We start from the raw sequence: 26,832 nt of genomic DNA, 5'->3' as shown, positions 1-26,832 counted from the left end.
GACGGCCGGGTCCGGGTCAGCGCGCGCAGTCGAGGGCGCGCGGGTCGACGGCGCCGGCCAGGGCCCGCATTCCGGCGTCGTCGAGGTGCAGGTGGTCGCCGTTGTCGAAGGCGGACCGCAGCCGCGTGGGCTCGTGGGGGCCGCGCAGGACGCGGTCGAAGTCGACGACGGCGTCGAACGCGCCGCCCGTGCGGATGAACCGGTTGACCTCCTGGCGCACGGCCTCGGCGGCCGGGTCCCACTCGGACCAGCCCTCGAACGGGCCGATGGTCGCGCCGACCACGCACAGCCCGGCCGCGTGGGCCCGCCGGACGATCGCCCGGTAGCCGGCGATCAGGTCGGCGGCGGTGACCCCGGTGTGGGCCTTGAGGTCGTTCACGCCCTCGAACAGCAGGAGGGTGCGGGCCCCGGGCTGGCTCAGGACGTCCCGCTGCAGCCGGTGCACGGCGCCGGTCCCGGCGTCGTCGCCGAGCACCTTGTCGCCGCTCATCCCCTCGTTGGCCACGCCGCGCACGGCCGTGGGGGCCGCGTGCAGGCGCCGGGCGAGGTAGTCGGGCCAGCGCCGGTCGCGCCCCGGGGTGGACTGCCAGCCGTCGGTGAGGGAGTCGCCGAGCACCACCACGGCTCGGGTGGCGGGGTCGGCGGGGCGTACGGAGACGGCGTCCAGGTACCACCAGGAGCCCGTGGGCCGCGTCCAGCCGGCCCCGCTCGTCTCGGCGGTGTGGTCGCCCTGGCCGACGTACGACGTCTGCATCGCCAGCGCGTGCCCGGTGGCCGGGCCGGCCGCGTCGGGGGTGTGCAGGCTGACGGCGAGATCGGCGCCGGCCGGGACGTGCCCGGGCAGCGGGTCGCTCCACACGGCCGCCCCGGTGGGCACGGTGACCGCCCGGGAACCGCGGAAGGTGAGCGGCCGGTCGCTGCCGGGGACGAGCGCCGCGCCCGTGCGCCGCAGTCCGGCGCGGACGCCGTCCAGGGTCAGGGGGCGGTCGCCGAAGGCGTTGGAGAGGCGCACGCGCAGGTCGCTGCCGGCCACGCTGGTGTGCACGATCAGCCGGTAGCTCCGGCCGGCGGCGCCCTCGCCGAGGCGGTCGGCGCTCGCCGCCCAGGTGACCACCTGGCCGGGGGGCCGGCCGGCCGGTGCGGGCGGCCCGGTGACGGCGCGCACGGGCGCCCACTGGCAGGCGAGGGTGACCAGCACCGCGGCGGCCAGGCGGCGGACGCGGCCGGACCGGCCGGTCACCGGACGGGCTCCCCGGCCCCGGCGGACCCGCCGGGATCCGGACGGAGCGTCCGGGGCGCGTCTGCGTGTGCCACGGACGTCATGGTCCCGCCGCGCCCGCCGGAGCGCCACCCCGGCGGGCGGAGGCGCCCGGACGTGCGGATGCCCCGCGCTGGGCGGGGCATCCGGTGGCGCGGGGTGTGGTCGTCCGTCAGTGGCGGGCGGCCGGGGTGTTGGCGGCGGTCACGTTGACCGCGGCCCACGCCTTGTCCACCGTCTTGTACTCGGTGCTGGTCGAGCCGTACAGGTCCTTGGCCGCCTTCAGCGTCGCGACGCGCGCGCCGTGGAAGTCGGTGGTGGAGACCATGTAGCGGGTCAGCGCCCGGTAGAAGATCGCGGTGGCCTTGGTGCGGCCGATGCCCTTCACCGTCGAGGCGTTCTGGTAGGTCGGCGAGTCGTACTTGACGCCGCCGATCGTCTTCGTGCCGCTGCCCTCCGCGAGGAGGTAGTAGGCGTGCGAGGAGACGCCGGAGCCGGCGTGCACCTCGGTGAAGTACGTGTCCGGCGTCCAGTAGTCGATCGTGCCCTCGAGCTTGTCGAGCGAGGGGTGGTCGAGGCGGCGCAGGAACTTCTGCTCCAGGCCCATCTTCTCGCCGATCAGGTAGTCCGGCGTGTCCTTCGCGTTGTTGGCGTAGAACTCGACGCTGGAGGCGAAGATGTCGGCGAGCGACTCGTTGAGCGAGCCGGGCTCGCCGTACTGGTTGCCGCGGCGGTCGACGAAGGTCGGCTGGAGGTCGGCGGTCGCCTCCACCACGCCGTGGGTCAGCTCGTGGCCGGTGACGTCGAGGACGACGAGCGGCTTCTTGAAGACATCGCCGTCACCGTCGCCGTAGAGCATGCAGCCGCACGTGGGGTCCCAGAAGGCGTTGGCGACCTTGCTGCCCCAGTGGACCATGCCGCGTGCGGCCTTGGAGTTGTTGGCTATGCCCTTGCGGTTGAAGGTCTTCTTGTAGAAGTCCAGCGTCTTGGTGATGCCGTACTGCGCGTCGGCGGCGGCGCTGACCCGGCTGGAGGTCTTGCCGTTGCCCCACACGTTGGTGGTGTTGGTGAACTTCGTGCCCGAGCCGAAGGACTGCAGCTTCCTGCCCTTGGCGTCCCGGGTCTCGGTGCCGTACCGGTTCGGGTCCTTGAGCTGGTAGTGGCCGCGCGAGGTGGCGGTGGTGGTGAGGCCGACGTTGCCCACGAAGAGGGTCTTGCCGGTGCCCTTGGCGGTCGCCGGGTAGCGGGTGACGCCGGAGAGACCCGGGCCGGCCAGGCCGGACCCGGTGGCCGAACCTGTGCCGGTGGCCGGGTCGGCGCTCTCGCCGCTCTTGCGCAGCGCGCCGAGCAGCTTCGGCGACAGGAACTCGTCGACGTCGGGCGTGTTGCTGCGCACCTTGCCGGTGACGGCGTCGACGACGACGGTGCTGGAGGTGCCGTTGTCGGTCACCGTGACCTGGTAGGCGAGGGCGGCGGAGCCGCCGCGGGCGTCCACCACCAGTTCGGCGTCGCCGGCCTCGCCCTTGGCGGCGCGGGCGGCCTCGGCCGCGGCCTGTGCGGCCGTCAGCGCGGGCCGGGCGGCCGCGGGCTTGACGGCGTGCGTGGCCGCGCTGGTCGCCCCCGTGTAGGCCAGCCGCCGGTTCAGGTGGACGACGAGGTCGCCGCCGAGCACCGGCATCCCGTTGTGGGTGCGGACGAAACGGACGTGGCGCGCGCCCTCGGGGTCGACGAGCACGTCCTGGGCGTGGAGTTCGTCGCCCTGGGCGATGCCGGTCGCCGCGGTGTGGGCGAAGGCGGCGGCCTGCGCCGCCTTCACCACCGCCGTGGCGGTCGAGGCGGTGGCCGCGGCGGAGCGCTCCCCGTTGGCGGAGGGACCCGCGAAGGCCGTACCGGCCAGACCCGTGGCAGCGGTCGCCACCGCGACGGCGATCGCCGCGGTGCGTATGTGCGGTCTACGCAATCTGATCAGGGTTCCTTCGATCGAAGGGGGCAGCTGTTCCCAACCGCCCTGATACGTGGCGGAGTTGAGCGCCACGGGGGCTGGTCGGGCCCCGGAGGTAACCCTTATGGATCAGTCATGCACACGTAAAGGCGGAATGATCCATTTCGCGCTCTTCTATGGCAATCCTTTGCAAATGCCTGCCACAGGGTGATCACGAGATGACCAACTGTGTGTCGACTGTGGAGACGTTGCCGCAATCCCCTAGGTTCCAGGCCGGAATGTGACCGATGTCGCATGGCGAACCGCGAGGACGGGAGTGGAGCCGGATGGTCTCAGGAATGGCGGGCAGGGGCGCGGTACTCGGAGCGGCCGTCCTGTCGCTGGTCACCGTCCCGGCGTGGGCCGCGGCCCCGCAGGGGGACGCCCGGGCGGCGGCGCTGCCCGCCCCCGACCTCGGGGGCCTGGACGCGGTGCTGCACTCGGCGGTGGACCAGGGCGCGCCGGGCGCGCTGGCCCGCGTCGACGACGGCGACGACTCGTACCTGGTGACCCGGGGCTTCGCCGACCGGAGCACCCGTCAGGGAATCAGCGCCGCGGACCGGTTCCGCATCGGCAGCGTCACCAAGTCCTTCTCGGCCGTGGTCCTGCTGCAACTGGCCGACGAGCACAAGCTGGACCTGGACGCCCCGGTCAACCGGTACCTGCCGAAGCTGCTGCCGGACGACCGCATCACGGTCCGGCACGTGCTGAGCCACCGCAGCGGCCTGTACGACTACAGCAACGACATGTTCGCGCAGAGCGTGTCCGGCTTCGAGGCGGTCCGCAACAAGGTCTTCGGCTACCGCGACCTGGTCGCCCTGTCACTGAAGAAGCCCCGCACCAACGCGCCGGGCGCCGCCTACGCGTACTCGAACACCAACTACGTGGTCGCCGGCCTGCTCATCGAGAAGCTCACCGGCGCGTCCGTGCGCAGCGCCTACGAGAAGCGGCTGATCACCCCGCTCGGGCTGCGCGACACGTTCTACGTTCACCCGGACACGAAGATCCCGGGCCGGCACGCCCACGGCTACCTCACCCCGGACGCCGCCGGCGCGAAACTGGTCGACGCGACCGACCAGACGGCGTCCTGGGCGCAGAGCGCGGGCGCGCTCATCTCCAGCGCCAGGGACCTGAACACCTTCTACTCCGCACTGCTGCGCGGCAAGCTGCTCTCCGCCGCCCGGCTCGCCGAGATGGAGCGCTTCACCCGGGTCGACGCCACCACCTCGTACGGGCTCGGGCTGCGCCGGCGCGACCTGTCCTGCGGCGTCTCGGTGTACGGGCACACCGGCGCCGTCCAGGGCTTCTACACGTACGCGTTCGCCTCGAAGGACGGCAAGCGGGCGCTCACGGCCGCGGCCAACACCTCCAACAACGCCAAGGTGCTCGGCACGCTGGCGGGCACGCTGGAGTCGGCGTTCTGCGGCAGGAGCACGGGCAAGGGCACCGACAAGGGCACCGGCAAGGCGCTGCGCGTCCCGGCCGCCGGGGAGCGGGACCTGAGGCAGTGACAGCACCCTCGCGGGGCAGGGGAATCCGGTGACCGGACGGGCACGTGCCGTGATCTTGGCGGAACGAGTGCGTCCGGGACACCATGCCCCGCATGAAGGGTTCCCTCTTTTCCAGTGAGCACGTGGTACGGCCGGCCGTCGAGGCCGGCATGACCGTCGAGAACGCCAAGTGCATCAAGTACGCGGTGAACGGCGAGATGCACGCGCGCCAGGGCGCGATGATCGCCCACCGCGGCAGCCTCCAGTTCGAGCGCAAGGGCCAGGGCGTCGGCGGGATGCTCAAGCGCGCGGTCACCGGCGAGGGGCTGCCCCTGATGGCGGTGCGCGGCCAGGGCGAGGTCTGGTTCGCGCACGAGGCGCAGAACTGCTTCATCGTCGAGGTCGAGCCGGGCGACCTGTTCACCGTCAACGGCCGCAACGTGCTGTGCTTCGACGCCTCGCTGTCGTACGAGATCAAGACCGTGAAGGGCTCGGGCATCGCCGGCGGCGGCCTGTTCAACAGCGTCTTCAGCGGACACGGCCGGCTGGGCCTGGTCTGCGAGGGCAATCCGCTGGTGATACCCGTCTCGGCGCAGCACCCGGTATACGTCGACACCGACGCGGTGGTCGGCTGGACCGCACACCTGCAGACCTCGCTGCACCGCTCGCAGTCCCTCGGCTCGATGCTGCGCGGCGGTTCGGGCGAGGCGGTGCAGCTGATGCTCCAGGGCGAGGGGTTCGTCGTGGTGCGGCCCAGCGAGGCGACGCCGCAGAAGGCGCAGCAGCACTGACGCCCCGTGAAGTGATCTGCGCCGCACGGGCAACCCCGTTCCGCCCACCGGCGTCTTGACCCACGACAGACCGTGCCCCGGCCTGCGGGCCGGGGCACCTTTCCGACGTGCTATACACACTGTGTATACATGTTGCGCATAGAAGGGCACGCATGTACGGCAAGGCTTTCGCCCCGGAGTACCAGGGCGCCCTGACCACCCTGTCCGTGAACTCCTCGCTGGTCGACGTACTGGCCGAGGGCACCGAGCGGCTGCGCGAGGCCGAACGGTCCGGCCTGGCGGGCGAGGTGGCCCGCTGCGGGCTCGCGGTCGCCGAGGCCCAGCGGCGGCTCGGCCGGGTGCGGGACGCCGACCTGGCCTGGAAGGCGAGCTACCGCGCCGCCCGGGAGGCCGGCGACACGGCCGCGATGGCGTGGGCGCTGTGGAGCGGCGGCACCCTGGCCCGGCAGCGGGGGGCGTTCCCGCTGGCGTGGCGACTGCTGGGGCTCGCCGCCGAACTCGGCGAGCGGGGCGGCGACGTCGTGGTCCGCGGCTACTCCCTGGCGGGTCTCGCGGAGACCGGGCGCATCCAGGGCGACTACGAGGCGGTCGGCCGGCTGCACGAGCAGCTGCTCGCCGAGGCGCGCAGGCGCGGGGAGGCCCGGCACACCGTGTGGGCGCTGGAGGGCATCGCGCAGATGCACCGCAACACCGGCGACCACGACCGGGCGTACGCGCTGTTCGAGGAGGCGGCGGAGATAGCCGAGCGGGCCGAGGACCGGCGCGGCCACGCCTGGGCGCTGCGCGGTCTGGCCGACATCGTCTCGGTCCGCGACGGCGACACCGGGCGGGCGCTGGAGCTGCTGTCGCGGGCGGAGGCCGCCTGCCGGGCGATGAACCTCTCCAGCGCGCTCGCCTACAACCACAAGATGCGCGGCAACGTCCTCTACCGGGCCGGCCGTTACTCGGAGGCCCGGGAGCTGTACGAGCTGGCTTTGGAGGAGTTCCGGGCGATGAGTGAGCCGCGCGGCGAGGCGCTGTCCCGGCTCGGCCTCGCCAAGTCGCTGGCCCGCCTGGGCCGCGACCGCTCCGAGACGGCCGCCGAACTCGCCGAGCTGGACCGGGTGCTGGAGCGCGCCGGGCTGCGGCACGCGCGGGAGATGGTGGCCCGGGCGCAGCGGGAGTTCGGCCTGGACGCGGAGGCCGTACGGTGAGCGCGGTCCCTCCGGCGGTGCAGGCGCCGCCTCCGGCCGTGAGCACCCTCGACCGCTGCCGTGAGCTGGTGCGTCCGGCCCTGGCGGAGGCGGTGGGGCGGCTGCACCCCTGGGTGGCCGAGATGGCCGCGTATTCCTTCGGCTGGTGCGAGGTGGGCGGCGCGCCCGCCGCCGCGCCGGGCGGCAAGGGGGTGCGCCAGGCGCTCGCGGTGCTTGGCGCCGAGGCGGCGGGCGCCGACGCGCGGGCCGGGATCCCGGCTGCGGTCGCGGTGGAGCTGGTGCACGCCTTCTCGCTGCTGCACGACGACATCATGGACGGCGACGCGACCCGGCGACGCCGCCCGGCGGTGTGGAAGGCGTACGGCACGGGCCCCGCGGTGCTCGCCGGGGACGCCCTGTTCGCGCTCGCCGTGGAGACGCTGGCCGCCGCGCCCGGCGGACCCGGCGGCGTGCGGCTGCTCTCCGCCGCCCTGGCCGACCTGGTGCGCGGGCAGGCCGACGACCTGCTGTTCGCCACCCGGCCCTGCGCCGGGCCGGAGCGGGTGACGCCCGGGGAGTACCGGGTGATGGCGGAGCGCAAGACGGGCGCGCTGCTCGGCTGCGCCGCCGCGCTCGGCGCCGCGCTCGGCGGGGCCGGGGAGCCGGCCGTCGCCGCGCTTGACCGGGCCGGACGCCATCTGGGCGTCGCCTTCCAGCTCGTGGACGACGTGCTGGGCGTCTGGGGCGATCCCGCGGTCACCGGCAAGCCGGTGGGCGGCGACCTGCGGGAGGGCAAGAAGACCTTCCCGGTGCTGTTCGCCCTCGGCTCCCCCGCCGCCCGGCACCTGCCCGCGCTGCTGGGCCCGGCGGGGCGCCCCGAGGAGGCGGCGGCGCTGATCGAGGCGGCGGGCGGCCGGGCGGCGGCGCTGACGGAGGCCCGCGCGCACACGGCCGTCGCCCGGGAGCTGCTGCGCGGTCTGCCGCCGGCCGCGGGCGCCACCGGGGAACTGCTCGGCCTGCTGGACCACCTGGTGGACCGCGACCTCTGAGAGTTGACCTCGCCCGTGCCGGCGGGTCAGGGTGCCGACGGCGCGGGTTCCCCGTCCCGCGCCGGGAAGGTGGACGACCTTGACCAGCCTGATCGGCCTCCCGGAGATCGAGGCCGCCGCACGGCGGATCGCCGGCCACGTCGTGCGGACGCCGACCGTGCCGAGCCCCGGACTCACGGACCTGCTCGGCGTCCCCGTCACCGCCAAGCTCGAACTGCTGCAGCGCACCGGATCGTTCAAGGCGCGCGGCGCCACGGCCAAGCTGCTGTCGCTGGGCGAGGCCGAGCGCGCGGCCGGCGTGGTGGCGGTGAGCGGCGGCAACCACGGGATCGCGGTCGCGGAGATGGCGGCGGCCCTCGACGTGAAGGCGACCGTGGTGATGCCGCGCACCGCGCCCGCGCGGTCCATCGCGCTGGCCGAGGCGGCCGGGGCGTCGGTGCGCCTGACCGACGGCATGGACAGCGCCTTCGCACTGGTGATGGTCCTGCGGGACGAGGGGCTGACCCTGGTCCACCCGTTCGACGATCCGGTCGTCATCGCCGGGCAGGGCACGGTGGGACTGGAGCTGGCCGAGGACACCGCCGGCTCCGACGGGCCGACGGACGTCCTGGTCAGCGTGGGCGGCGGCGGCCTGATCGCCGGAGTGGCCGCCGCACTGCGCGCCCGCTGCCCGGGGGTGCGGGTGTGGGGCGTGGAGACGGAGGGCGCCGAGGCCATGTCCGGCGCGCTCGCGGCGGGCGGTCCCCGGCAGATGCCGGTGTCCTCGCTCGTCACCACGCTGAGCGCGCCGTCCGTGTCCCGGCTGACGTACGACCATGTGTCGGCGCTGGTCGAGGAGGTGCTGGTGGTCCCGGACCGGGAGGCGGTGCGGGGCTGCCTGGACCTCGCCGAGCGGGCCAAGCTGTGGACCGAGCCGGCCGCCGGATGCCTGCTTCCGGCGGCGCGGCGAGTGCTGGCCCGGGTCGGCGCCGAGGCCCGGATCGGGCTGGTGGTGTGCGGCGGCAACGCGGCGCCCGGGGAGCTCTTCGGCTGGGCGGACCGCTTCGGGCTGCTCTGACACGACCGCAGCGGCCGGGGACGACACCGCGCCCCTGCCAGGGAAACGCGCCGCACAGCCGGGCGTCTACCGTCGGTAACCCGCAGGTCGATGCCCGGCCGCGCGCCGTCTTCGTAACCCGGCGGCCGGTCGGCGCGTTGAATAAAAGGCAGAATCGGGGCTCCGGTCGCGAATCCGTTGAACGCACCCCCGCGCACCCCGCGTACCTCTGGGCAAGTCGAGTCAGGGGTCTCAGCGAGGGATGACCATGGTCAAGGAGCACGTCTCCGCACACGGGCTGGTCGGCGGCCGCTACCGGCCGCTAGAGGTCCTCGCCCGCGAGACGAACCGGCTGTGGTGGCACGCCGAGGACGTGGCGTCCGGCCAGAGCCGGCTGATGGCGCGGACCGAGCTGCCGGAGACCGCCGACGCGGACACCGTGCGGCGCGCCACGGCGCGGGTGGTGCGGACCGGCGAGATCATGCGGCTGCTGTGTCCCGGGCGGGTCGCGACGGTCGTCGACGCCGTCGTCGAGGAGGGCGTCCTGTGGACGGTCATGGACCGGATCGAGGGCACGCCGCTCGGTGAACTGCTGGACCGGGAGGGGCCGTTCCACCCGGTCCGGGCGGCCCGACTGGGCCTGGAGGTCCTCGACGTGCTCCAGGCGGCGCACGACGAGGGCATCACCCACGGCGAGCTCAGCCCGGGCCAGGTCTTCGTCCGGGACAGCGGACCGGTCCTGGTGGCGGGGTTCGGGCTGGCGGGCACGACGCTCGCCCCGCGGCTGACCGCGCCGTCGTACGCCTCGCCGGAACAGGCCCGCGACGAACGCGTGGGACCGGCCGCCGACCTGTGGGCGCTCGGCGCGATCCTCTACACGATGGTCGAGGGGCGGCCGCCCTTCCGCGACCGCGGCCGGCCCGACGCGACGCTGCGTGCCGTGGACCGGCTGCCGCTGCGCACCCCGCTGCGCACCGGCCCGCTCACCCAGGCCGTCCAGGGCATGCTGCGCAAGAACTCCCACGAACGGCTGAACCGGGGCGTCGTGCGGGACGCCCTGGTGCGGGCCCTCGACGAGGACTCCGACGCGGACCTGAGCCCCGCGCCCCGGCTGCGCGAAGCGTACGCGGCCGTGCGGCACGCCGCCCCCGCTCCGGGCAGGCGGCTGATGGTGGCCGGGACCGCCCTGGCCCTCGTCACCGTCGCGGCCGCCGTGCTCGCCGTGACCCACCGGCTGCCCGGCACCTCCACCGCGGCCGCCCCGCCCCGTACCACCGCCACCGCCGCCCCGACGCCCGGCGGCACCCGCGACGGCGGCCCCGGCCCCGGCGTCAGCCCGGGCCCGACCGCCACCCCCGCGCTGCCGGCCGGCTACCGGCGCTACGCCGCTCCGGAGGGCTTCTCGGTGGCCCTGCCGGCGGGCTGGAAGCGCCTGGCCACCGCACGCGCGGCCGACCGCGCCTACCGCGTCACCTTCGGCGCCGGCGACGACTCCCCCACCCTCGCCGTCACCTACAGCGAGCGCGTCGGCCCGGACCCGGTCGCCGTCTGGCGCGAGGAGGTGGAACCGGCGCTGGCGCGGCTGCCCGGCTACCACCGGATCGGCGCCGTGCGGGCCCTCACCTACCGGGGGCACCGGGCCGCCGATCTCGAATGGGTGGCGGGCTCCGGCGCGGCCCGGACGCACACCCTCGGGCGGGGCTTCCTCCTGGGCGGTGGGCGCGGTTTCTCCCTGCGGTACACCACACCGGCCGCGGACTGGGGCGACTCCGAAGGCGCCGTCGCCCTGGAGACCTTCCTGCGGACCTTCCGCGAGCCGGCGGGCTGACCGGCGGACCCGGCCGTTTTCGCTCCGGCAGCCCGGGGACTCGCTCAGGTATGGTGCAAATCGGATACACGATGATGACCGAGCAGGCCGGCCCCCGGGACCTGGTGGACCACCTGGTGCGGGCCGAGGACGCCGGCTTCGACTTCTCGGTGACCTCGGACCACTACTTCCCGTGGCTGCGTTCCCAGGGCCATGCCCCGTACGCGTGGAGTGTGCTCGGCGCCGCGGCGCAGGCCACGTCGCGGATCCCGCTGATGACGTACGTGACCTGCCCGCTGATCCGCTATCACCCCGCCGTGGTGGCGCAGAAGGCGGCGACGATGCAGTTGCTGTCCGAGGGCAGGTTCCGGCTCGGGCTGGGCGCGGGCGAGAACCTCAACGAGCACGTGGTGGGCGGCGGCTGGCCCCCGGTGGACGTGCGCCACGAGATGCTGGAAGAGGCGATGGAGATCATCCGCGCGCTGCTGGACGGCGGCCACGTCACCCGTCACGGCACGCACTACGACGTGGAGTCGGCCCGGCTGTGGGACCTGCCGGACCAGGCGCCGCCGATCGGCCTCGCCGTCTCCGGCGAGCAGTCCTGCGAACTCGCCGGCCGCCTCGCCGACCTGGTCATCGCCACCGAGCCGAAGAAGGGGCTGCTGGAGGCCTTCGACCGGCACGGCGGCAGCGGCAAGCCCCGGGTGGGCCAGCTGCCGGTGTGCTACGACGCCGACCGCGACACCGCGATCCAGCGCGCGCACGACCAGTTCCGCTGGTTCGGCCTGGGCTGGAAGGTGAACGCCGAACTGCCGCACCCGGACTCCTTCGAGTCCGCGACCCAGTTCGTGACCACCGACGACGTCGCCTCCGCCATCCCCTGCGGCCCCGACCCGGAGGCCTTCGTCGAGGCGGTCCGGCCCTACGCCGAGGCCGGGTTCGGGGAGGTCGCCCTGGTGCAGATCGGCGGTGACACGCAGCCGGAGTTCCTGGACTGGTCGGCGAAGACCCTGCTGCCCGCCCTGCGCGAGGAGTTCGGCTGACCCGGAGGGAAGGCACGGCGGTCACGGTTCGGATTGAGCCGTAAGGATGAGCATTTCGAGCCTGTACGGGGTACTAGAGGGCCCTACGCCGATTGCTTCCGGAGGACCTTGGTGAACCGCTTCGTGCACAAGACCCTGGTGGTGCAGCTCCAGGCGGAGGGCACCGCCCGGTGTCCGGTGCTCGCCCACCTCAGCTACGACGCCGAGGACCCGTTCGCCGTCACCGCCGCGTTCGGCCACGACGGCCGGGTGCTGGCCCGGTGGCGGCTGGACCGGGAGATGCTCTCCGACGGGCTGACCGGTCCGGTCGGTGTCGGCGACGTCCGGCTGCGTCCGGTGTCCGCCGGGCGGTGGCGGGAGCTGCGCATGGAATTCCTCGGCGACTACCGGGCCGACGGCGGCCGCCACCACGCCGTGGTGTACGCCTGGGCCCCCGCGATCGCCGCCTTCCTGCACGAGACCCGCGAAGTGGTCCCGCCCGGGCAGGAGGAGGTCCAGGTGGACGAGCTGCTGGCGGAGATCCTCTCCACGGGCTGAACGGCCGCCCGGGCGTGGCCGGGTGGCCGGGCCGGCGGACCGGGGCTGACGCGCCGGCCGCCGGCTGAGTCGTGTGCGCGGGGCGCCCTGAGTAGCCGTACTCATGTCCGCGCAGGCCCGCCGGCCGCACGATGGGGCTCCTTCGACGTCACCGAGTCCTCCGGCAAGGAGCCCCGCCATGACCGCAGTGCGCCCCGCCCCGCTCCTCCCCGCCCCCCGTCGCGTGCCGCCCGCCCTGTTCGCGGGCGTGGTGGCGGTGGGCCTCGCCGTGTCGGCGTGGGACGTGCGCGACCGCACCACCTGGTTTCTCGAGACGTTCTGGGCGCTGGCCGGGCTGCCCCTGGTGGTGCTGCTGTGGCGGCGCTTCCCGCTGACCGGGCTGCTGTGCGGGCTGCTCGCCGCGCACGCGCTGGTGCTCGCCGTCGGCGGCCACTACACGTACGCGCAGGTGCCGTTGGGCGACTGGGTGCGCGACGCCTTCGGCCTGTCCCGCAACCCGTACGACCGCTTCGGGCACCTGATGCAGGGCTTCGTCCCGGCCGTGCTGGTGCGTGAACTGCTCGTCCGCACGTCGCCGCTGCGCGGCAGCCGCTGGCTGGCCCCGCTCACCGTGTGCGCCTGCCTCGCCTTCAGCGCCTGCTTCGAGCTGCTGGAGTGGGCGGCCGCCGAGATCGGCGGACACGGCGCGGACGCGTTCCTCGCCACCCAGGGCGATGTCTGGGACACCCAGTGGGACATGTTCTGCGCGCTGATCGGGGCGGTGCTCTCCCTGCTGCTGCTCAGCAGGGCGCACGACCGCCGCCTGGCGGCTCTGGCGGCACGCACCGCCGGCTGACCGGTCAGTCGTCGCTGCGGCCGGTGTGCCGGCGGCGCGCCCACAGGGGCAGCCCGTACCAGCACACCAGGTACCAGATGACCACGGCGGTCACCAGGTAGGGGACGTAGCCGTTGTGCGTGGCGACCCGCAGGATGAGCAGCAGCGAGGAGGTCATCGTGGCGAGCAGCAGGACCAGGCCGACGAAGGTCAGCCGCGAGGCGATGCGCACCGCCTGGGGCTTGACCCGGCGCCCGGAGACCAGGCGGTGCAGCGACACCGGGCCGATGAGGGCGCCGGTCGCGCAGGCGCCCAGGACCACGGTCACGATGTAGATGAGCTGGTCGGTGGGGGCCAGCGTGGCGTACTTCGGCTGGAAGACGACGGTCAGCAGGAATCCGAAAAGGATCTGCACGCCCGTCTGGGCCACGCGGACCTCCTGGATGAGTTCACCCCACATCCGGTCGGCCCGCTCCTCCTGGGTCTCGTCACGGCCCGTACGCCGTCCCTCCTGCGTCATGCGATCCGTTTAACCGGGGGAACGTTCGTTCAAACGGACGGTTTCGCGGGGACTACCAGCGGTGTTCGACCTGCTCCCGGACGCGGCGCTCGTACAGTTCGCGGATCGCCGCGTGCGTCTCGGCGGACAGCGCCGGCAGCTTGGCCGCGGCCGCGTTGGCGCGGGCCTGCTCCGGGTTGCGGGCGCCGGGGATGACCGTGGTCACCCCGGGCTGCTCGATGATCCAGCGCAGGGCGAGCTGGGCCGGGGTGAAGCCCTCGGGGGCGAGCGCGGCGAACTCGGCGGCCGCCTCGACGCCGGTGGCGTAGTCGACGCCGGAGAAGGTCTCGCCCTGGTCGAAGGCCTCGCCGTGCCGGTTGTAGGTGCGGTGGTCGTCGGCGGCGAAGACCGTGTCCTTGGTGTACTTGCCGGACAGCAGGCCGGAGGCGAGCGGCACCCGCGCGATGATGCCGACGCCCGCCTCCCGGGCCGCCGGGAGCACCTCGAGGAGGGGCTTCATGCGGAACGGGTTGAGGATGATCTGCACGCTCGCCACGTTCGGCCGGGCGATCGCGGTCAGCGCCTCGGCGCAGGTCTCCACGCTCACGCCGTACGCCGCGACGCGCTCCTCGGCCACCAGGGTGTCGAGCGCGTCGAACACCGCGTCGGAGGAGTAGACGGGGGTCGGCGGGCAGTGGAGCTGGACCAGGTCGATGCGGTCGACGCCGAGGTTGCGGCGGGACCGGTCGTTCCAGGCGCGGAAGTTGTCCAGTACGTAGTTCTCCGGGGTCTGCTCGACCCGGCGGCCCATCTTGGTGGCCACGAGCACATGCAGGTCGGGCCGGCTGCGCAGGAAGGTGGCGATGGTCTCCTCGCTGCGCCCGTCGCCGTACACGTCGGCCGTGTCGAAGAAGGTGACGCCGGACTCGGCCGCCGCCTCCAGGACGGACAGGGCCTCCTTGTCGTCGACCTCGCCCCAGTCCGCGCCGAGCTGCCAGGTGCCGAGTCCGACGACCGACGCCCACTGTCCCGACCTGTCCATCACGCGTTCGTCCATACCGCCCAGTCTGTCATCCGGTCTCCCGGGCCGCCGGACCGGGTGGTTCCGGCGGCGGGCGGCTGCCGGGCGCCTCAGGGCCGCGGGGCGTCCGGCAGCGGGGTCAACTGCACCTGTACGAGGGGGCCGTAGCGGTCGGCGATGGCGTCGAGGTCGGTCCCGCGCAGGTGCGGGCCGCGGGCCACGCCGTACATCACGCCCAGGCCGAGCAGGCCCGCGACGGCGAGTTCGGCGCGCAGTCCCCGGTCGGGGCCGGTGAGCCGGGCGGCGAGGCGTTCGGTCACCTGGGCGCGGAAGTTGGCGCGCAGGACCTCGCCGTGCTCGCCGTGCAGGGGGGCGAAGGCGATCCGCACCAGCGGGTCGGCGCCGCGGTCGCGCTGGCTGGCCAGAACGTGCCGGACCATGTGCCGGCCCAGCTCGTCCAGGGGTGCGTCGAGCAGGTCGTCGGCGTCGGTGTCGAAGGACATCACGCGGGCGAAGAGGGCGTCCTTGTTGCCGAAGTACTTCAGGATCAGCGGCGGGCTGACCCCGGCCCGTTCGGCGACCGCCCTGAGCGTGATGTCGGCGTGGGCGTGGCGGGCCAGGAGGTACCGGGCGGCTTTCAGGATGGCCGTCCGGGTGGCTTCGGCGTCGCGCCGCGCGGGGGCGGTTTCGCGGTCGGCCGGCGCGGCCGCCCGGGGGCCGGATGGAGTGCTCACGGCACTCATGCTCCCTCCATCGCCTCGTCGCGGGCGCCCCGGGTGCCCCCGCGAGCGCGCCGGACGCCGCCGGCGGGCCCGTCGCCGGGTATGGACAGGGCCGCGGCGCAGGCGACCAGGGCGACGGCGCCGGCCATCGCGAACGCCAGCAGGTAGCCGTGCAGGGTGGGTACGGGCAGAGAGCCGACGAGGCTGGTGTGGTGGACGAGCACGGCGGCGACGGCGGCGCTGGAGGTGGCCTGGCCGATGGTCCGCATCAGGACGTTGACGCCGTTGGCGGATGCCGTCTGGGCGGCCGGGACCGCGCGCAGGATGAGGGTCGGCAGCGCGGAGTAGGCGAGGGTGGTGCCGGTCGCCACCACCGTGGCGCCGAGGATGATCATCCACAGGTCGCGGCTGTCGGCGATGCGCAGCGCGTAGCCGCAGGCGATGACGGCGGCGCCGAGGGCGAGGGTGACGCGCGGGCCGCGGGAGGCCGAGATGCGGGCGGACAGCGGCGAGAAGAGCAGCATGGTGACGCCGCCCGGCAGCAGGCACAGGCCGGTGGCGACGATCGACAGGCCGAGGCCGTACCCGGTGGCCTCGGGCGCCTGCACGAGCTGGGCGGTCACCAGCGAGTTCGCGTAGAAGGCGAATCCGGTCAGCATGGCCGCCACGTGGGACAGGCCCACCCGGGGGCGGGTGACCAGACGCAGGTCCACCAGGGGCCGCTCGGTGCGCAGCTGATGCCACCACCACAGGGCGAGCACCACGGCGGCGGCGAGGAACAGGCCGAGGACGCGGGGGCTGCCCCAGCCCCACTGGCCGCCCTGCGACACGCCCAGCAGCAGGCTCACCAGGGCGACGGCCAGGCCCAGCGCGCCGAGGACGTCGAAGCGGCCCGGCTCGCGCACCGGGGACTCCCTGACCGCCCACCAGGTCGCCGTCACGCCGAGCGCGCCGAGCAGGCTGGTGAGCCAGAACATGGTGTGCCAGTCGGCGTACTGCACCACGAGCGCGGCCAGCGGCAGGCCGAGCGCGGCGCCGATGCCGACGGTGGAGCTCATCAGCGCCACCGCCGAGCCGCGGCGCTCCGGCGGCAGTTCGTCGCGCAGGATGCTGATGGACAGCGGGACGACGGAGGCGGCGGCGCCCTGGAGCGCGCGGGCCGCGATGAGCACGCGGATGTCGGAGGACAAGGCGCACATCACGGAGCCGGCGGTCATCAGGGCGAGCGCGCCGATGAGCACCCGCCGCTTGCCGTACATGTCGCCGGCCCGGCCGAGCACGGGCGTGAGCACCGCTCCGGAGAGCAGCGTCGCGGTGACCATCCAGGAGACGCTTGCCGCCGACGCCCCGGTGAGCCGCGGCAGGTCCGGCAGCAGGGGGACGACGACCGTCTGCATGACGGCCATGAGGATGCCGCCCGAGGCCAGCACGGGAATGGTGAGCCGGTCCCGCAGCCGGGGCGGTGCGGCCTCGGCGCCTGGCGGGGACGTCGGTGCTGGCTGGTCCATCGGCGCTCCTGCGGGCAGCGTGAAGACGTTGGTGAATAACAATTCACCCTATCGGGTGAATGGCCATTCACCAGCGTCTCCGGCTCAGCGCCGTTCGGCGGCCGAGCGGGCGTGCAGGGCGCGCGCCGCCCGGGGACCCAGCCAGCGCTTGAGCCTGCGCAGCACCTCCAGTTGGCCGGCCGCCTTGTCGATGCCGTAGTAGAGCTGCGGCGGGACGTGGGGCAGCAGCGGGGAGTGGCGCTGGCCGAGCAGGGCGAACATCCGGTGCGGGGGCAGTTCGACGTAGCGCGGCAGGTTCTCGTACCACTGGGCGCTGTAGCGGGCCGCGCTCTGCGCCGAGAGCAGTTCGGACCTGCGCTGCCGTTCGTAGGCGGTCAGGGCCTCGGGCAGGGAGGCGTGCCGGCGCAGGGAGCCGGCGAGGCACATGGCGTCCTCCAGGGCGAGGGTGGTGCCCGCGCCGATGGAGTAGTGGGTGGTGTGGGCGGCGTCGCCGAGCAGGACGAGGTTGCCGTGGTGCCATGTGCGGTTGGTCAGGGTGCGGAAGGCCGGCCAGGGCGCACCGCCGCCCGCCGGTGAGCGGTCGATGAGGGGGTGGCCGTCGAGCACGCCGGCGAAGAGCTTCTCCAGCAGCACGAGCCCCTCGCCCCGGTCCGCGCGGTCCAGGCCGAGCCCGGCGAGGGTGTCCGGGGCGCACTCCACGACGCAGGTGCTGTGGTCGTCGCCGTACTTGTAGCCGTAGGCCCAGATCCAGCCGTGCCCGGTCTCCACGAAGGCGAACGTGAAGGCGTCGAAGACCTTGGTGGTGCCGAGCCAGGCGTAGCGGTTGCGGCCCTCTTCGAGCCGGGTGCCGAAGTGGCCGGCGTGCCGGGTGCGCAGCGCGCTGTGGACGCCGTCGGCCGCCACGACCAGGTCCGCCTCCGGCAGGCCGGCCGCCGGGACCTCGCTGCCGAACTCCAGGCGTACGCCGAGGGAGCGGGCGCGGCCGGCGAGGATCTCGAGCAGCCGGTGGCGCCCGATGCCGTGCCCCTCGTCGCCGGGCTGCCGGGCCACCTGGCCGCGGATGTGCGCCACGCCCTGGTTCCAGCGCACCGAGCTCTCCTCGATCGCCCGGGCGGACTCGGGGTCGTGGGCGTGCAGCCGGTCGAGCAGTCCGCGCCAGTACGTGACGCCCCAGCCGTAGGTCGAGCCCTCGGGGTCGCGTTCGTGGACGGTGACGTCGTGGGACGGGTGCTGCCGCTTGAGCAGGATGGCGAGGTACAGGCCGGCGGGCCCGCCTCCGACACAGACGACCTTCACGCGCACACCCCTGTCGGCTACTCAACGTGCTCGGACGACACCGCAGGGTAGCAGGGAGTCAGGCGTGGGGGCGGGTTTGCGGATCGCGTCAGTCCGGCGCGGTGACCCGCGCCACCCGGGCGACCCGCCTACGGGAAGGATCACCGCGATCCCGTCCGCACCGGCAAGGAATTGCCCGTTCCACGTCGGCACGGGCCACCCCTACGGCAAGATCATCTTGGTTCAACCTTGCACGCCATGTGGGCAATTGTCCGGATCGCAGCCAACCGGTTCCGGATGATTTCCCCCTGCCCCGAAGGTCCCGGTAGGCATGCGGAGACACCACTCGCCCCCCCGCAGGAGGACCCGCATGCCCGAACTCACCCGGCGCCGCGCGCTCACCACGGCGGCCGCCCTCGCCGCCACGGCCTCGGCCGTCGCCCTCGCCGCGCCCGCCGCGCCGGCCGCCGAGCACCACCACGGCGCGCCGGACTCCTTCGACGAGGTCTACCGGGGCCGCCGGATACAGGGCCGCCCGTCGGACGGCGACGGTCACCACGAACACGGCGGCGGCTACGCCGTGTTCGTCGACGGTGTGGAGCTGCATGTGATGCGCAACGCCGACGGCACCTGGATCAGCGTGGTCAGCCACTACGACCCGGTGCCCACCCCGCGTGCCGCCGCCCGGGCCGCGGTGGACGAGCTGCAGGGCGCCCCGCTGCTGCCCTTCCCCGCCAACTGACCGCCCCCGCACGGACCTTCCGGAGCACCACGCACATGACCGTACGCAAGAACCAGGCCGATCTGACCGCCGACGAGAAGCGCCGGTTCACCGGCGCCGTCCTCGAACTCAAGCGCAGCGGACGCTACGACGAGTTCGTCCGCACGCACAACGGCTTCATCATGTCCGACACCGACACCGGCGAGCGGACCGGCCACCGCTCCCCGTCCTTCCTGCCCTGGCACCGCAGGTTCCTGCTGGACTTCGAACGGGCGCTGCAGTCGGTCGACCCCTCGGTGGCGCTGCCCTACTGGGACTGGAGCACCGACCGCACGGTGCGCGCCTCGCTGTGGGCGCCGGACTTCCTGGGCGGTACCGGGCGCGGCTCGGACGGCCGGGTGATGGACGGCCCGTTCGCCGCGTCCGGCGGCGACTGGCCGATCAGCGTGCGGGTGGACGGCCGTACGTTCCTGCGCCGCTCGCTCGGCTCCGGCGTGCGCGAACTGCCCACGCCCGCCGAGGTCGAGTCGGTGCTGGCGATGCCGGTGTACGACGCGGCGCCGTACAACAGCGCCGCGGACGGCTTCCGCAACCACCTGGAGGGCTGGCGCGGGGTGAACCTGCACAACAGGGTGCACGTGTGGGTCGGCGGCCAGATGGCCACCGGGGTCTCCCCCAACGACCCGGTGTTCTGGCTGCACCACGCCTACATCGACAAGCTGTGGGCCCAGTGGCAGCGCCGGCACCCGGACTCGGGGTACGTGCCGGGGGGCGGGACGCCGGACGTCGTCGATCTGAACGAGACGATGAAGCCCTGGAACGACGTGCGCCCGGCGGACCTGCTGGACCACACGCGGTTCTACACGTTCGACCGCTGAGGCCCGGCGCTGGCCGCCGGCGGCCCGCCGGTCAGGCGTCCGCGGTGCGGCACTCCGGGTGGCCCCAGCCCTGCGTGTTCTTGGCGATGGACTCCCCGGCCGCGTAGGAGCGCCCGCACAGGCAGCGGCCGGGGAACTTCGCCTTGATGGTGCGGGCGGAGGGACGGGACGCCGCCCCGCCGCCGGTGCGGCGCGGCGCCTTCCTGCGCGCCGCGCCGGCCGACGGCGTGTCGGGCGAGGGCGGGGGCTCCGGCGAGCCGAGCGCGCTGCCGGCGGCCTCCTGGACGATGGCGGCCTGGCTGGCGGCGCGGTCGGCGAAGTCGTTGAGCGGGTCGCCGTCCACCTGGTGGGCGGGGACGTAGCGGAACTCGACCGACCGGCCGTCGAGCAGCGCGTCGATGCGCACCACGAGGTCCTGGTTGGCGACGGGCTTGCCGGCCGCGGTCTTCCAGCCGTTGCGCTTCCAGCCGGGCAGCCAGGTGGTGACGGCCTTCATCGCGTACTGGGAGTCCATCCGGACCTCGAGCGGCACGTCCGGGTCGACGGAGGCGAGCAGCCGCTCCAGAGCGGTCAGCTCGGCGACGTTGTTGGTGGCCCGGCCGAGCGGGCCGGACTCCCAGCGGGCCGCGGTCCGCTCGTCGTCGGAGACCACCCACGCCCATCCGGCCGGTCCCGGGTTTCCCTTCGAAGCCCCGTCGCACGCGGCCACCACACGTTCACGCATACGGCCGATCATGCCACGGCCGCGGCGGCCGCCGGACACGGTCCCGCCCGGCCGCGGTCACTCCTCGGCGATCTGCGGCATCTCGCCCTCGGTGGTCTTGACGTCGATCACCGAGAAGTTGGCGCCCTGCGGGTCGCTGAGCGCCGCGAACCGGCCGAAGGGGCTGGTCATGGGCCCGAAGTGGAGGACGGCGCCGAGCTTGGCCGCCCGGGCCACGGCCGCGTCGCAGTCGTCGACGGTCCAGTACACGTTGATGTACGACGGCACCTCCGGCGGGAAGTCGTCGGTCATCCGCATCCGGCCGAGGACCGTCTCCTCGCCGATGTCGAACATGCGGAAGTCGATCGCGTCGTCCGCGATCCGCTTCGCCCGGTACGGGAAGACGGCGGTGAGGAAGGCGTCCGTGCGGTCGGGGTCGCGGGTGAAGACCTCCGCCCAGCAGTAGGCGCCGGGCACCGCCGTGGCGTCGAAGCCCTCGTGGCTGCCCGCCTGCCACACGCCGAACACCGCCCCGCTCGGCTCGCGGGCCAGGCACATGGTGCCGAACTCGCCGACCTGCATCGGCTCCATCAGCACCTCGCCGCCGTTGTCCCGGATCCGCTCCGCGGTGGCGGCGGCGTCCGGCGAGGCGAAGTACAGGCACCACTGCGGCTGGCCCTCCTGGCCCGGCATGGGCGGCACCACGGCGGCCACCGCCTGGTCGTCGGCGTAGGCCTGGGTGTAGTTGCCGTACTCCGGCGACGACTGGCCGAAGGTCCAGCCGAGGACCTCGCCGTAGAAGTTCTTCGCGCTCTCCAGGTCGCCGAACATCGCGTCGGCCCAGCAGGGCGTTCCCTCGGGTTGCACGGCCATGGTCGCGGCCCTCTCCGCTCGGCTGATCCGTCGGTCCGCCCCTGTGCAGAACGCTAGTCATCCCGCGCCCGGCGCGCGCGCCGGGCGCGGGACACCGACGGCGCTACTCCCCCGCGTACGCCCGCTCCAGCGCGGCGACGTCCAGTTTGCCCATGCCCATCATGGCGCGGGTGGCCCGCTCGGCCCTGTCCGTCTCCGGGTCGGAGACCATGTCGATCAGCCGGTCGTAGACCACCTGCCAGGAGACGCCGTAGCGGTCCTTGAGCCAGCCGCAGGGGCCGCCCTCGCCGCCGTTGTCGGTGAGCCGGCTCCAGTAGTGGTCGATCTCCTGCTGGTCGGAGCAGTGGATCTGGAACGAGATCGCCTCGTTGAACGTGAACTGGGGGCCGCCGTTCAGGGCGACGAACTTCTGTCCGTTGGCCGTGAACTCCACGCTCATCACCGATCCGGCCTGTCCCGGGCTGCCCTCCGGGTAGCGGCTGAGCCGGCCGACGCTGGAGTTCTTGAACACGGAGACGTAGAACTGCGCCGCCTCCTCGGCCTGGCCGTCGAACCAGAGACAGGTGTGGAATCCGTCGGTGTTCATGAGTACCTCCAGGGAGCGAGCGTGGAACACGGTCACCTGTACCGACCGGCGCTCCGCCGGAAACTCATCGGTGGGCGGCCGGACGATCCGCCCCTCTGCCGGCGGGGCCGGGCGCGGGTGACCGGCCGGCCCCGGGACCGGTCAGGCCGCCAGGCAGAGCCCGTCGTACGGCGCCCGGCGTACGGCGCGGGACGCCGTGCCGGTCCGGCGGGCCAGTTCCGACCCGGTGCGAGACAGGAGGTCGCCGAGGCCAAGCCCGAGGGCGCGGGCGGCCGCCGCGAGGACCTCGGAGGACGCCTCCTTGCGGCCGCGCTCGATCTCGGACAGGTAGGGCAGGGAGATCCGGGCCGCGTCGGCGACGTCCCTCAGCGTGCGCTCCTGGGCCTGCCGTTCGCGGCGCAGCACGTCCCCGACCAGATCGCGCCACAGGGGCTCAGCGGCCGCCGGTTCCGGCGCGCCGGGGCGGGCGGGAACCGGTGCGGCGGCGTCCGGGTGGCCGGGCGCACGGCGCAGGGGGATCACACGGGCTTCTTCGCTCACCTGGTCGGTCACCCGCTCAGCCTAGGCTCGCCAAGGCCGCCGGCGCCGGGCCGCGCGCCGATTCCCCCACGCGCGAAAATCGGTGTGACTTTCGCGGGCATGCATCGGAACAACGGGGGTACCCGCCGCGTGAGCACCACCGTGAGCAGGCATGCGTGCCCGGATTTCCGGGTACGCGGGGGACACGCACCATGCATCAGGGATCGGACCACAGTCCGATGCGGCAGGCTCGAACCGTGACTGACGTGGGGAGAGGTAATGAAAACCGCCGGGATCCGGTCGGAGGCAGAGGTCCTCGAGAGGACCGAGCAGGGGAGGGCGCAGGAGGAGGCACTGCCCGGCATCGTGGACCCGGCCTCGGTCGCGCCGCGTGACGCCCGGGAGCTGTCCCGCCAGTTCTTCCGCCGGCTGACGGAGCTGGAGGAGGGCACGCACGAGTACCAGTACGCGCGCAACACCCTCATCGAGATGAACATGTCGCTGGTGCGGTTCGCGGCGGGCCGCTTCCGCAACCGCGGTGACGACATGGAGGACATCGTCCAGACCGGCATGGTCGGCCTGATCAAGGCCATCGACCGGTTCGAGCTGGCGCGCGAGGTCGAGTTCACCTCCTTCGCGCTGCCGTACATCGTGGGCGAGATCAAGCGGTTCTTCCGCGACACCACCTGGGCGGTGCACGTGCCGCGGCGGCTCCAGGAGATGCGCGTGGAGCTGGCGCGGGCCCGCGAGGAGCTGTCGAGCCGGCTGGACCGGGACCCCACGGTCGCCGAGCTGGCCACCCTGATGAACATCACCGAGAGCCAGGTGGTCGAGGCCCAGCTCGCCTCCAACGGCTACAACTCCGCCTCCCTGGACGCCGCGCTCACCGGGGACGGCCCCGAAGACGGCGAGGCGGTCCTCGCCGACTTCATCGGCGTGGAGGAGGAGGGCCTGCGGCTCGTCGAGGACTTCCACGCGCTGGCCCCGCTCATGCACGAGCTGAGCGACCGCGACCGGCAGATCATCCATATGCGGTTCGTCGAGGAGGCGACCCAGGCGGAGATCGGGGAGCGGCTGGGCTGCTCCCAGATGCACGTCTCCCGGCTGATCAAGCGGATCATCACCCGGCTGCGCCAGGGCATGCTGGGCGAGCTCGGCTGCGCCTGAGCCGCACCACGACGTGAGCCCGGGCGCCGAGCGCCCGGGCTCACGTGTGTCTTCCGCCCGCCGGAACCGGCTCAGAGGGCCGGAGGGTTCACCGCTTCAGTTCGACCCGCGCGCACACGCGCTTCCCGACCGGTACGCGCTCCACGGTGACCTGGGCCGCCACCGCGTGCACGATCTCCAGCCCGTGCCGGCCGACGCGCTCGGGGTTCTTCGGGTAACGGCGGGGCAGGGTCGCGCTGCTGTCGTAGACCGCGACGGTGACCGACGCGTCCGTGCCTTCCAGCTCCAGGATGTACGGGCCGCTGCTGTGCCGGTCGGCGTTGGTGACCAGTTCGCTCACAACGAGGAGCAGCTCACCGTCGGTCCGGCCGTCGATGCCCGCGCACCACTCGTGCCTGAGCTGCTCCAGGAACTGGGCCGCGAAGGCACGGGCCTCGGCGATGCATCCGGGTTCGCCGGTGTAGTGCGCCGCGCGTCTCAGCGGCTCCACGGGAACGTCGAAACCAGTCGGTATCACTGCCCCGCCCAGGTGCTCGGTCATGCGTGTCTCTCTCGGAAGGCCCGATCCGGCCGGTCACTGTTGCACCTGTCCTCGTACCCAGAGCCGGGCGCGGCAGTCCCCCGGTGCGTTCGCCCACCGCGCACAGCCTGTCATGCCCGCCGGTCATGCGGCCGACCGGGTCCCGCCGGGCGGCCCCTTGCTCTCGGTCCCGGCCGGTTCGGAGCCGGGCGCGGAGGGCGCGGAGGGCGGGGTCCCCGACGGGGGCTCCGAGGGCGGCGCCCCCGTCGTGGGCGGCTCGGTCGACGGTCCGGACGACGGCTCCCCGGTCGGCGGCGACTGGGACGACGGCGGCTGCGAGGGGGACTGCGACGACGGCGGCCGCGAACCCGAGCCGGACGGGGCCGGGGAAGACGAGGGCGAGCCGGAGGGGTTGCCCGGGGTCGACGTCGGCGGGCAGGGCCGGCCCGAGGCGCCCGTCGCTCCGGGTGACGCGCAGCCGGCCGGCGGGACCCACGGCCGCGTGTCCTTCGGGGGCTCGGTGTGCTCGTCATGGCTGCCGGTGTCGTCGCCGGGCTCACGGCGGAACCAGTCGCCGCTGCGGGCGTCGTAGATCACGAAGGCCTTGACGGCCGCCGGGGCGGGTGTCACCACGACGACGTCCGACGGCCGGTAGGAGGGCCAGCGGTCGCCGGTCAGCCGCACGGCGCCGCGTTGCGCGACCGGTGGGGTGAGGGGGTTGCCGCAGGCGCATCGGGCGCGGGGCACGCCGTGGCCGTCGACCAGGACGGCGGTGCCGGCCTGGAGGACCGCCTGGAAGCCGGTGGCGCGGCCGTCGCGGTAGCCGTGGTTGGTGACGCGGGTGTCGGCGCGCAGCGTGACCGGGGTGAGCGACCGCAGGAAGGCGGGGACGCCGGACGGCTGGACGCCGGCCGCCGCTGCGTAGGCGCGGTTGCGCGCCGGGTCGGCCCGCAGGGCGCTGATCTGCTTCTCCACGTCGCAGCTCGGGCTGTTCCTGACCCCGCTGTAGAGCCCGGGGGCGCCGCCGTCCACCCCGCGCACCGCGTTGGCGGGCGTGGAGGGCGCCGTCGCGGTGCCCGGCGAGGGTGTGCTCGGCGCTGAGGTCGGCGTGCCCGCCTTCCGTACGGTCGACTCCGTGAACGGGTCGGGGCCGGTCTGGCTCGCGGGCTGCAGGAAGACCTCGCCGCCCTTGGCGGAGGAGCCGGTGCCGGGCCGGGTGAGGACCACCGCGAGGACGGCCACCGCGACCACGGCCGCGGTGAACGCGGCCACCCGCGGAGCGGACTTCCACCACGGCCGGTGCGGTTCCCCTCCCCCACCCCCTGGGCCGGAGCCGCCGCCCGGCGGCGGTGGGGGCGGTCCCGTGGGCGGCTGGGAGGGTCCGGACAGTGGGCCGGAGGGGGGCCCGGTCGGGCGGCCGGAGGACGGAGGCCCGACGCTCACCGGTTCATCCCGTCGCGATCACGGCTCATATCAGATTGTGTGCTCGGGTCCCCCGGCGCTCGCAAGCCGACGCCGGACGGCTCATCCGGCGGGCGGGGCGCCCGGGCTCTGCCTAGCCTGGCAAGGGTGACCCCTGTGACCGTCGCCGCACGGCCCGCCGCCCGCCACGGCTGGACGCGGGCGGCGGCGACCGTGCTGTCGGGGCTTGCGGTGATGTTCGCCCTCGCGGCGCTCGGGCTGTGGGCGGCCGGCGCCACGGGACTGCCCGACGGCGCGTTCGCCCGGGTGGTCGCCGCGACCGTGGTGACCGCGGTCGGCGGCACGCTCGAACTCACCGGCGACGCCGGTCCGCTGGCGCGGACCAGGGCCGGCCTCACCGTGATGCCGCTCTCCGTGACCCTGGCCGGTGCCCTGGTGATCGGCGCGGGCTTCCTGCGGCCGCTGCGGCACCGGGCGGTCGCCTCGGCCCGGGAACTGGCCGGCTGGGCCGCCCGGCTGGGGCTGCTGTGGCTGCTCGCGCTGATCGGCCTCGGTCTCGCCGCCCGCCAGACCTTCGCCGTCGACGTGGGCAACGGCACGCTCAGCGATCTCGCCGGCCTGTTCGGCGGGGCGCCGACGGTGGGGTTCACCACCGATGTGCCGCTGACCGTGCTGTTCGGGCTGCTGTGGCTGGCCGGGGTGCTGCTGCTAGCCCTGCTGGTGGCGCCCGGCGCGCCGCTGCCCGGGCGGCTGCTGCGGCTGCGCGAGCCGGTGCGCCCGGCCGCGCACGCCATGATCCTGCTGCTGCTCGGCTACGTCGCCGTCGGCCTCGTCGTGGCCCTGGTGGCGGCGGCGACCCGCGGGCACCCCGCCGAGACGTTCGCGGTGATCCTGCTCGGTCTGCCCAACCTGGCCTGGCTCGCTCTCACCCTCGGCCAGGGCGCCACCTGGCACGGCCGGGTGGACGGCCCGTTCGGGCTGCCGATGCCCGAGGTGCTGGACCGCGTCCTGCGCACGCCGGACATCGCCACGCTGAACCTGCGCACGCTCACCGAGCAGGACGGCGGGATGTGGTGGCTGCTGGTCGCCCAGGTGGTGCTGACGTCGGCGGTGGCGTTCCTGATGGCGGCGCGGTCCCCGGCATGGGTCGCTGCCTGGCGGCACGCGGTGCGGCTGGCCGTCGCCCTGGCGCTGACGGTGCTGATGGTCTGCCTGCTGTGCAGGATCTCGGCGCACTACGGTCTGTCGCTGCTCGGCATCGGGGACCTGGGCGGCGGCCTGTCCGGGGAGCTGTTCCTCAGGCCCCGGCTGTGGCAGGCGGTGGGCCTGGGCGCGCTGTGGGGGCTGGTCGTCGGCTTCCTGGGCGCGCTGGCGGCCCGACCGGTGCGCCGGCGGGGCCGGGTCGACGTCCACGCAGCCGGGCCCGGCACCCCCTAGGAC

The 26,832-nt window shown here is 74.0% G+C and carries 26 protein-coding genes; 13 read left to right on the top strand and 13 right to left on the bottom strand.

All coding sequences use genetic code 11. From position 1 onward, the window contains the following. Positions 1-16 precede the first annotated feature (16 nt). Both ACZ7JA_RS20190 and ACZ7JA_RS20185 read right to left on the bottom strand, forming a co-directional pair. Positions 17-1,240, bottom strand: a complete 1,224-nt coding sequence (locus ACZ7JA_RS20190) for an SGNH/GDSL hydrolase family protein (protein WP_470809548.1) — start codon at positions 1,238-1,240, stop codon at positions 17-19. A 190-nt stretch (positions 1,241-1,430) separates the two neighbouring features. Next, the gene (locus ACZ7JA_RS20185; protein ID WP_351661184.1) at positions 1,431-3,218 is read right to left on the bottom strand and encodes a M4 family metallopeptidase; all 1,788 of its coding nucleotides are present in this window, start codon (positions 3,216-3,218) and stop codon (positions 1,431-1,433) included. 308 nt (positions 3,219-3,526) lie between these two features. Here ACZ7JA_RS20185 and ACZ7JA_RS20180 point away from each other — a divergent pair, with 308 nt between their 5' ends. The 9 genes from ACZ7JA_RS20180 (at position 3,527) to ACZ7JA_RS20140 (ending at position 12,999) form a co-directional block, all read left to right on the top strand. Continuing rightward, the gene (locus ACZ7JA_RS20180; RefSeq protein WP_470809546.1) at positions 3,527-4,750 is read left to right on the top strand and encodes a serine hydrolase domain-containing protein; all 1,224 of its coding nucleotides are present in this window, start codon (positions 3,527-3,529) and stop codon (positions 4,748-4,750) included. A gap of 92 nt (positions 4,751-4,842) precedes the next feature. Continuing rightward, the gene (locus tag ACZ7JA_RS20175; RefSeq protein ID WP_351661178.1) at positions 4,843-5,520 is read left to right on the top strand and encodes an AIM24 family protein; all 678 of its coding nucleotides are present in this window, start codon (positions 4,843-4,845) and stop codon (positions 5,518-5,520) included. A 152-nt stretch (positions 5,521-5,672) separates the two neighbouring features. Next, on the top strand, positions 5,673-6,713 hold the full coding sequence (locus ACZ7JA_RS20170) for a tetratricopeptide repeat protein (RefSeq protein ID WP_450751092.1): 1,041 nt from the start codon (positions 5,673-5,675) through the stop codon (positions 6,711-6,713). Beyond that, a complete protein-coding gene (locus ACZ7JA_RS20165) occupies positions 6,710-7,741 on the top strand; it encodes a polyprenyl synthetase family protein (RefSeq protein ID WP_389297394.1) in 1,032 nt (343 codons plus the stop codon). The genes ACZ7JA_RS20170 and ACZ7JA_RS20165 overlap by 4 nt, the downstream gene beginning before the upstream one ends. Before the next feature lie 88 nt (positions 7,742-7,829). Further along, positions 7,830-8,798: a threonine/serine dehydratase gene (locus tag ACZ7JA_RS20160; RefSeq protein ID WP_389452804.1), complete on the top strand. Its 969-nt coding sequence runs from the start codon at positions 7,830-7,832 to the stop codon at positions 8,796-8,798. A 241-nt stretch (positions 8,799-9,039) separates the two neighbouring features. Then, positions 9,040-10,605 (top strand): serine/threonine-protein kinase, encoded by a 1,566-nt coding sequence (locus tag ACZ7JA_RS20155; protein WP_351661169.1) that lies wholly within the window; start codon positions 9,040-9,042, stop codon positions 10,603-10,605. A 50-nt stretch (positions 10,606-10,655) separates the two neighbouring features. Then, a complete protein-coding gene (locus tag ACZ7JA_RS20150) occupies positions 10,656-11,627 on the top strand; it encodes an LLM class F420-dependent oxidoreductase (RefSeq protein ID WP_351661166.1) in 972 nt (323 codons plus the stop codon). A 111-nt stretch (positions 11,628-11,738) separates the two neighbouring features. Beyond that, positions 11,739-12,164, top strand: a complete 426-nt coding sequence (locus ACZ7JA_RS20145) for an SsgA family sporulation/cell division regulator (protein ID WP_351661163.1) — start codon at positions 11,739-11,741, stop codon at positions 12,162-12,164. A 178-nt stretch (positions 12,165-12,342) separates the two neighbouring features. Further along, on the top strand, positions 12,343-12,999 hold the full coding sequence (locus ACZ7JA_RS20140) for a DUF2238 domain-containing protein (protein ID WP_389297388.1): 657 nt from the start codon (positions 12,343-12,345) through the stop codon (positions 12,997-12,999). A gap of 4 nt (positions 13,000-13,003) precedes the next feature. Here the strand turns inward: ACZ7JA_RS20140 and ACZ7JA_RS20135 are convergent, their stop codons facing one another. From ACZ7JA_RS20135 to ACZ7JA_RS20115, 5 genes are all read right to left on the bottom strand, one after another. Next, positions 13,004-13,498, bottom strand: coding sequence for a DUF6328 family protein (locus ACZ7JA_RS20135; protein WP_351661157.1), 495 nt, complete (start codon positions 13,496-13,498; stop codon positions 13,004-13,006). A 52-nt stretch (positions 13,499-13,550) separates the two neighbouring features. After that, complete coding sequence (locus tag ACZ7JA_RS20130; RefSeq protein ID WP_351661154.1) at positions 13,551-14,534, bottom strand: aldo/keto reductase; 984 nt, start codon at positions 14,532-14,534, stop codon at positions 13,551-13,553. A gap of 74 nt (positions 14,535-14,608) precedes the next feature. Next, positions 14,609-15,241: a TetR/AcrR family transcriptional regulator gene (locus ACZ7JA_RS20125; RefSeq protein ID WP_470809541.1), complete on the bottom strand. Its 633-nt coding sequence runs from the start codon at positions 15,239-15,241 to the stop codon at positions 14,609-14,611. Beyond that, the gene (locus ACZ7JA_RS20120) at positions 15,238-16,728 is read right to left on the bottom strand and encodes an MFS transporter (RefSeq protein ID WP_389297385.1); all 1,491 of its coding nucleotides are present in this window, start codon (positions 16,726-16,728) and stop codon (positions 15,238-15,240) included. Before ACZ7JA_RS20120 ends, ACZ7JA_RS20125 begins: the two co-directional genes overlap by 4 nt. Positions 16,729-16,812: 84 nt before the next feature. Beyond that, positions 16,813-18,030 carry an FAD-dependent monooxygenase gene (locus tag ACZ7JA_RS20115; RefSeq protein WP_351661145.1) on the bottom strand — a complete coding sequence of 406 codons (1,218 nt, stop codon included), beginning with the start codon at positions 18,028-18,030 and terminating at the stop codon, positions 16,813-16,815. Between the two features lie 343 nt (positions 18,031-18,373). On the opposite strand from ACZ7JA_RS20115, the gene melC1 reads away from it, so the two are divergent. Both melC1 and melC2 read left to right on the top strand, forming a co-directional pair. Further along, positions 18,374-18,745 (top strand): apotyrosinase chaperone MelC1, encoded by a 372-nt coding sequence (gene melC1 / locus ACZ7JA_RS20110; RefSeq protein WP_470809538.1) that lies wholly within the window; start codon positions 18,374-18,376, stop codon positions 18,743-18,745. A gap of 35 nt (positions 18,746-18,780) precedes the next feature. Then, positions 18,781-19,602, top strand: a complete 822-nt coding sequence (gene melC2 / locus ACZ7JA_RS20105; protein ID WP_351661140.1) for a tyrosinase MelC2 — start codon at positions 18,781-18,783, stop codon at positions 19,600-19,602. Positions 19,603-19,633: 31 nt separating this feature from the next. Here the strand turns inward: melC2 and ACZ7JA_RS20100 are convergent, their stop codons facing one another. The 4 genes from ACZ7JA_RS20100 to ACZ7JA_RS20085 all read right to left on the bottom strand — a co-directional run bounded on the left by ACZ7JA_RS20100 (position 19,634) and on the right by ACZ7JA_RS20085 (position 22,316). After that, positions 19,634-20,338: a ribonuclease H family protein gene (locus ACZ7JA_RS20100; RefSeq protein ID WP_351661137.1), complete on the bottom strand. Its 705-nt coding sequence runs from the start codon at positions 20,336-20,338 to the stop codon at positions 19,634-19,636. A 45-nt stretch (positions 20,339-20,383) separates the two neighbouring features. Next, entirely contained in the window at positions 20,384-21,178 is a 795-nt protein-coding gene (locus ACZ7JA_RS20095) for a VOC family protein (RefSeq protein ID WP_351661134.1), read from the bottom strand. Positions 21,179-21,281: 103 nt separating this feature from the next. Beyond that, complete coding sequence (locus ACZ7JA_RS20090; protein ID WP_470809533.1) at positions 21,282-21,764, bottom strand: VOC family protein; 483 nt, start codon at positions 21,762-21,764, stop codon at positions 21,282-21,284. A 141-nt stretch (positions 21,765-21,905) separates the two neighbouring features. Then, positions 21,906-22,316: a helix-turn-helix domain-containing protein gene (locus ACZ7JA_RS20085; RefSeq protein WP_351661128.1), complete on the bottom strand. Its 411-nt coding sequence runs from the start codon at positions 22,314-22,316 to the stop codon at positions 21,906-21,908. 246 nt (positions 22,317-22,562) lie between these two features. On the opposite strand from ACZ7JA_RS20085, the gene ACZ7JA_RS20080 reads away from it, so the two are divergent. Beyond that, positions 22,563-23,450 (top strand): SigB/SigF/SigG family RNA polymerase sigma factor, encoded by an 888-nt coding sequence (locus ACZ7JA_RS20080; RefSeq protein WP_351661125.1) that lies wholly within the window; start codon positions 22,563-22,565, stop codon positions 23,448-23,450. An 88-nt stretch (positions 23,451-23,538) separates the two neighbouring features. Here the strand turns inward: ACZ7JA_RS20080 and ACZ7JA_RS20075 are convergent, their stop codons facing one another. Both ACZ7JA_RS20075 and ACZ7JA_RS20070 read right to left on the bottom strand, forming a co-directional pair. After that, the gene (locus tag ACZ7JA_RS20075) at positions 23,539-23,991 is read right to left on the bottom strand and encodes an ATP-binding protein (RefSeq protein WP_351661122.1); all 453 of its coding nucleotides are present in this window, start codon (positions 23,989-23,991) and stop codon (positions 23,539-23,541) included. Between the two features lie 123 nt (positions 23,992-24,114). Beyond that, positions 24,115-25,413, bottom strand: a complete 1,299-nt coding sequence (locus tag ACZ7JA_RS20070; protein ID WP_470809529.1) for a DUF6777 domain-containing protein — start codon at positions 25,411-25,413, stop codon at positions 24,115-24,117. Between the two features lie 126 nt (positions 25,414-25,539). On the opposite strand from ACZ7JA_RS20070, the gene ACZ7JA_RS20065 reads away from it, so the two are divergent. Continuing rightward, positions 25,540-26,829, top strand: a complete 1,290-nt coding sequence (locus tag ACZ7JA_RS20065) for a streptophobe family protein (protein WP_470809527.1) — start codon at positions 25,540-25,542, stop codon at positions 26,827-26,829. Positions 26,830-26,832: the final 3 nt, after the last annotated feature.

It is taken from the genome of Streptomyces sp. NPDC038135 (genome assembly GCF_055601245.1).
Note: the sequence above shows the minus strand (reverse complement) of the source record. Positions and strands in the feature narration are given on the sequence as shown.

Bases quoted from the DNA above. Each gene is read 5' to 3' on its own strand.
- ACZ7JA_RS20180 (WP_470809546.1), top strand. From the start codon at position 3,527: ATGGTCTCAGGAATGGCGGGCAGGGGCGCGGTACTCGGAGCGGCCGTC.
- ACZ7JA_RS20175 (WP_351661178.1), top strand. From the start codon at position 4,843: ATGAAGGGTTCCCTCTTTTCCAGTGAGCACGTGGTACGGCCGGCCGTC.
- ACZ7JA_RS20170 (WP_450751092.1), top strand. From the start codon at position 5,673: ATGTACGGCAAGGCTTTCGCCCCGGAGTACCAGGGCGCCCTGACCACC.
- ACZ7JA_RS20155 (WP_351661169.1), top strand. From the start codon at position 9,040: ATGACCATGGTCAAGGAGCACGTCTCCGCACACGGGCTGGTCGGCGGC.
- ACZ7JA_RS20150 (WP_351661166.1), top strand. From the start codon at position 10,656: ATGGTGCAAATCGGATACACGATGATGACCGAGCAGGCCGGCCCCCGG.
- ACZ7JA_RS20140 (WP_389297388.1), top strand. From the start codon at position 12,343: ATGACCGCAGTGCGCCCCGCCCCGCTCCTCCCCGCCCCCCGTCGCGTG.
- ACZ7JA_RS20135 (WP_351661157.1), bottom strand. From the start codon at position 13,498: ATGACGCAGGAGGGACGGCGTACGGGCCGTGACGAGACCCAGGAGGAG.
- ACZ7JA_RS20130 (WP_351661154.1), bottom strand. From the start codon at position 14,534: ATGGACGAACGCGTGATGGACAGGTCGGGACAGTGGGCGTCGGTCGTC.
- ACZ7JA_RS20125 (WP_470809541.1), bottom strand. From the start codon at position 15,241: ATGAGTGCCGTGAGCACTCCATCCGGCCCCCGGGCGGCCGCGCCGGCC.
- ACZ7JA_RS20120 (WP_389297385.1), bottom strand. From the start codon at position 16,728: ATGGACCAGCCAGCACCGACGTCCCCGCCAGGCGCCGAGGCCGCACCG.
- melC1 (WP_470809538.1), top strand. From the start codon at position 18,374: ATGCCCGAACTCACCCGGCGCCGCGCGCTCACCACGGCGGCCGCCCTC.
- melC2 (WP_351661140.1), top strand. From the start codon at position 18,781: ATGACCGTACGCAAGAACCAGGCCGATCTGACCGCCGACGAGAAGCGC.
- ACZ7JA_RS20100 (WP_351661137.1), bottom strand. From the start codon at position 20,338: ATGATCGGCCGTATGCGTGAACGTGTGGTGGCCGCGTGCGACGGGGCT.
- ACZ7JA_RS20095 (WP_351661134.1), bottom strand. From the start codon at position 21,178: ATGGCCGTGCAACCCGAGGGAACGCCCTGCTGGGCCGACGCGATGTTC.
- ACZ7JA_RS20090 (WP_470809533.1), bottom strand. From the start codon at position 21,764: ATGAACACCGACGGATTCCACACCTGTCTCTGGTTCGACGGCCAGGCC.
- ACZ7JA_RS20080 (WP_351661125.1), top strand. From the start codon at position 22,563: ATGAAAACCGCCGGGATCCGGTCGGAGGCAGAGGTCCTCGAGAGGACC.
- ACZ7JA_RS20075 (WP_351661122.1), bottom strand. From the start codon at position 23,991: ATGACCGAGCACCTGGGCGGGGCAGTGATACCGACTGGTTTCGACGTT.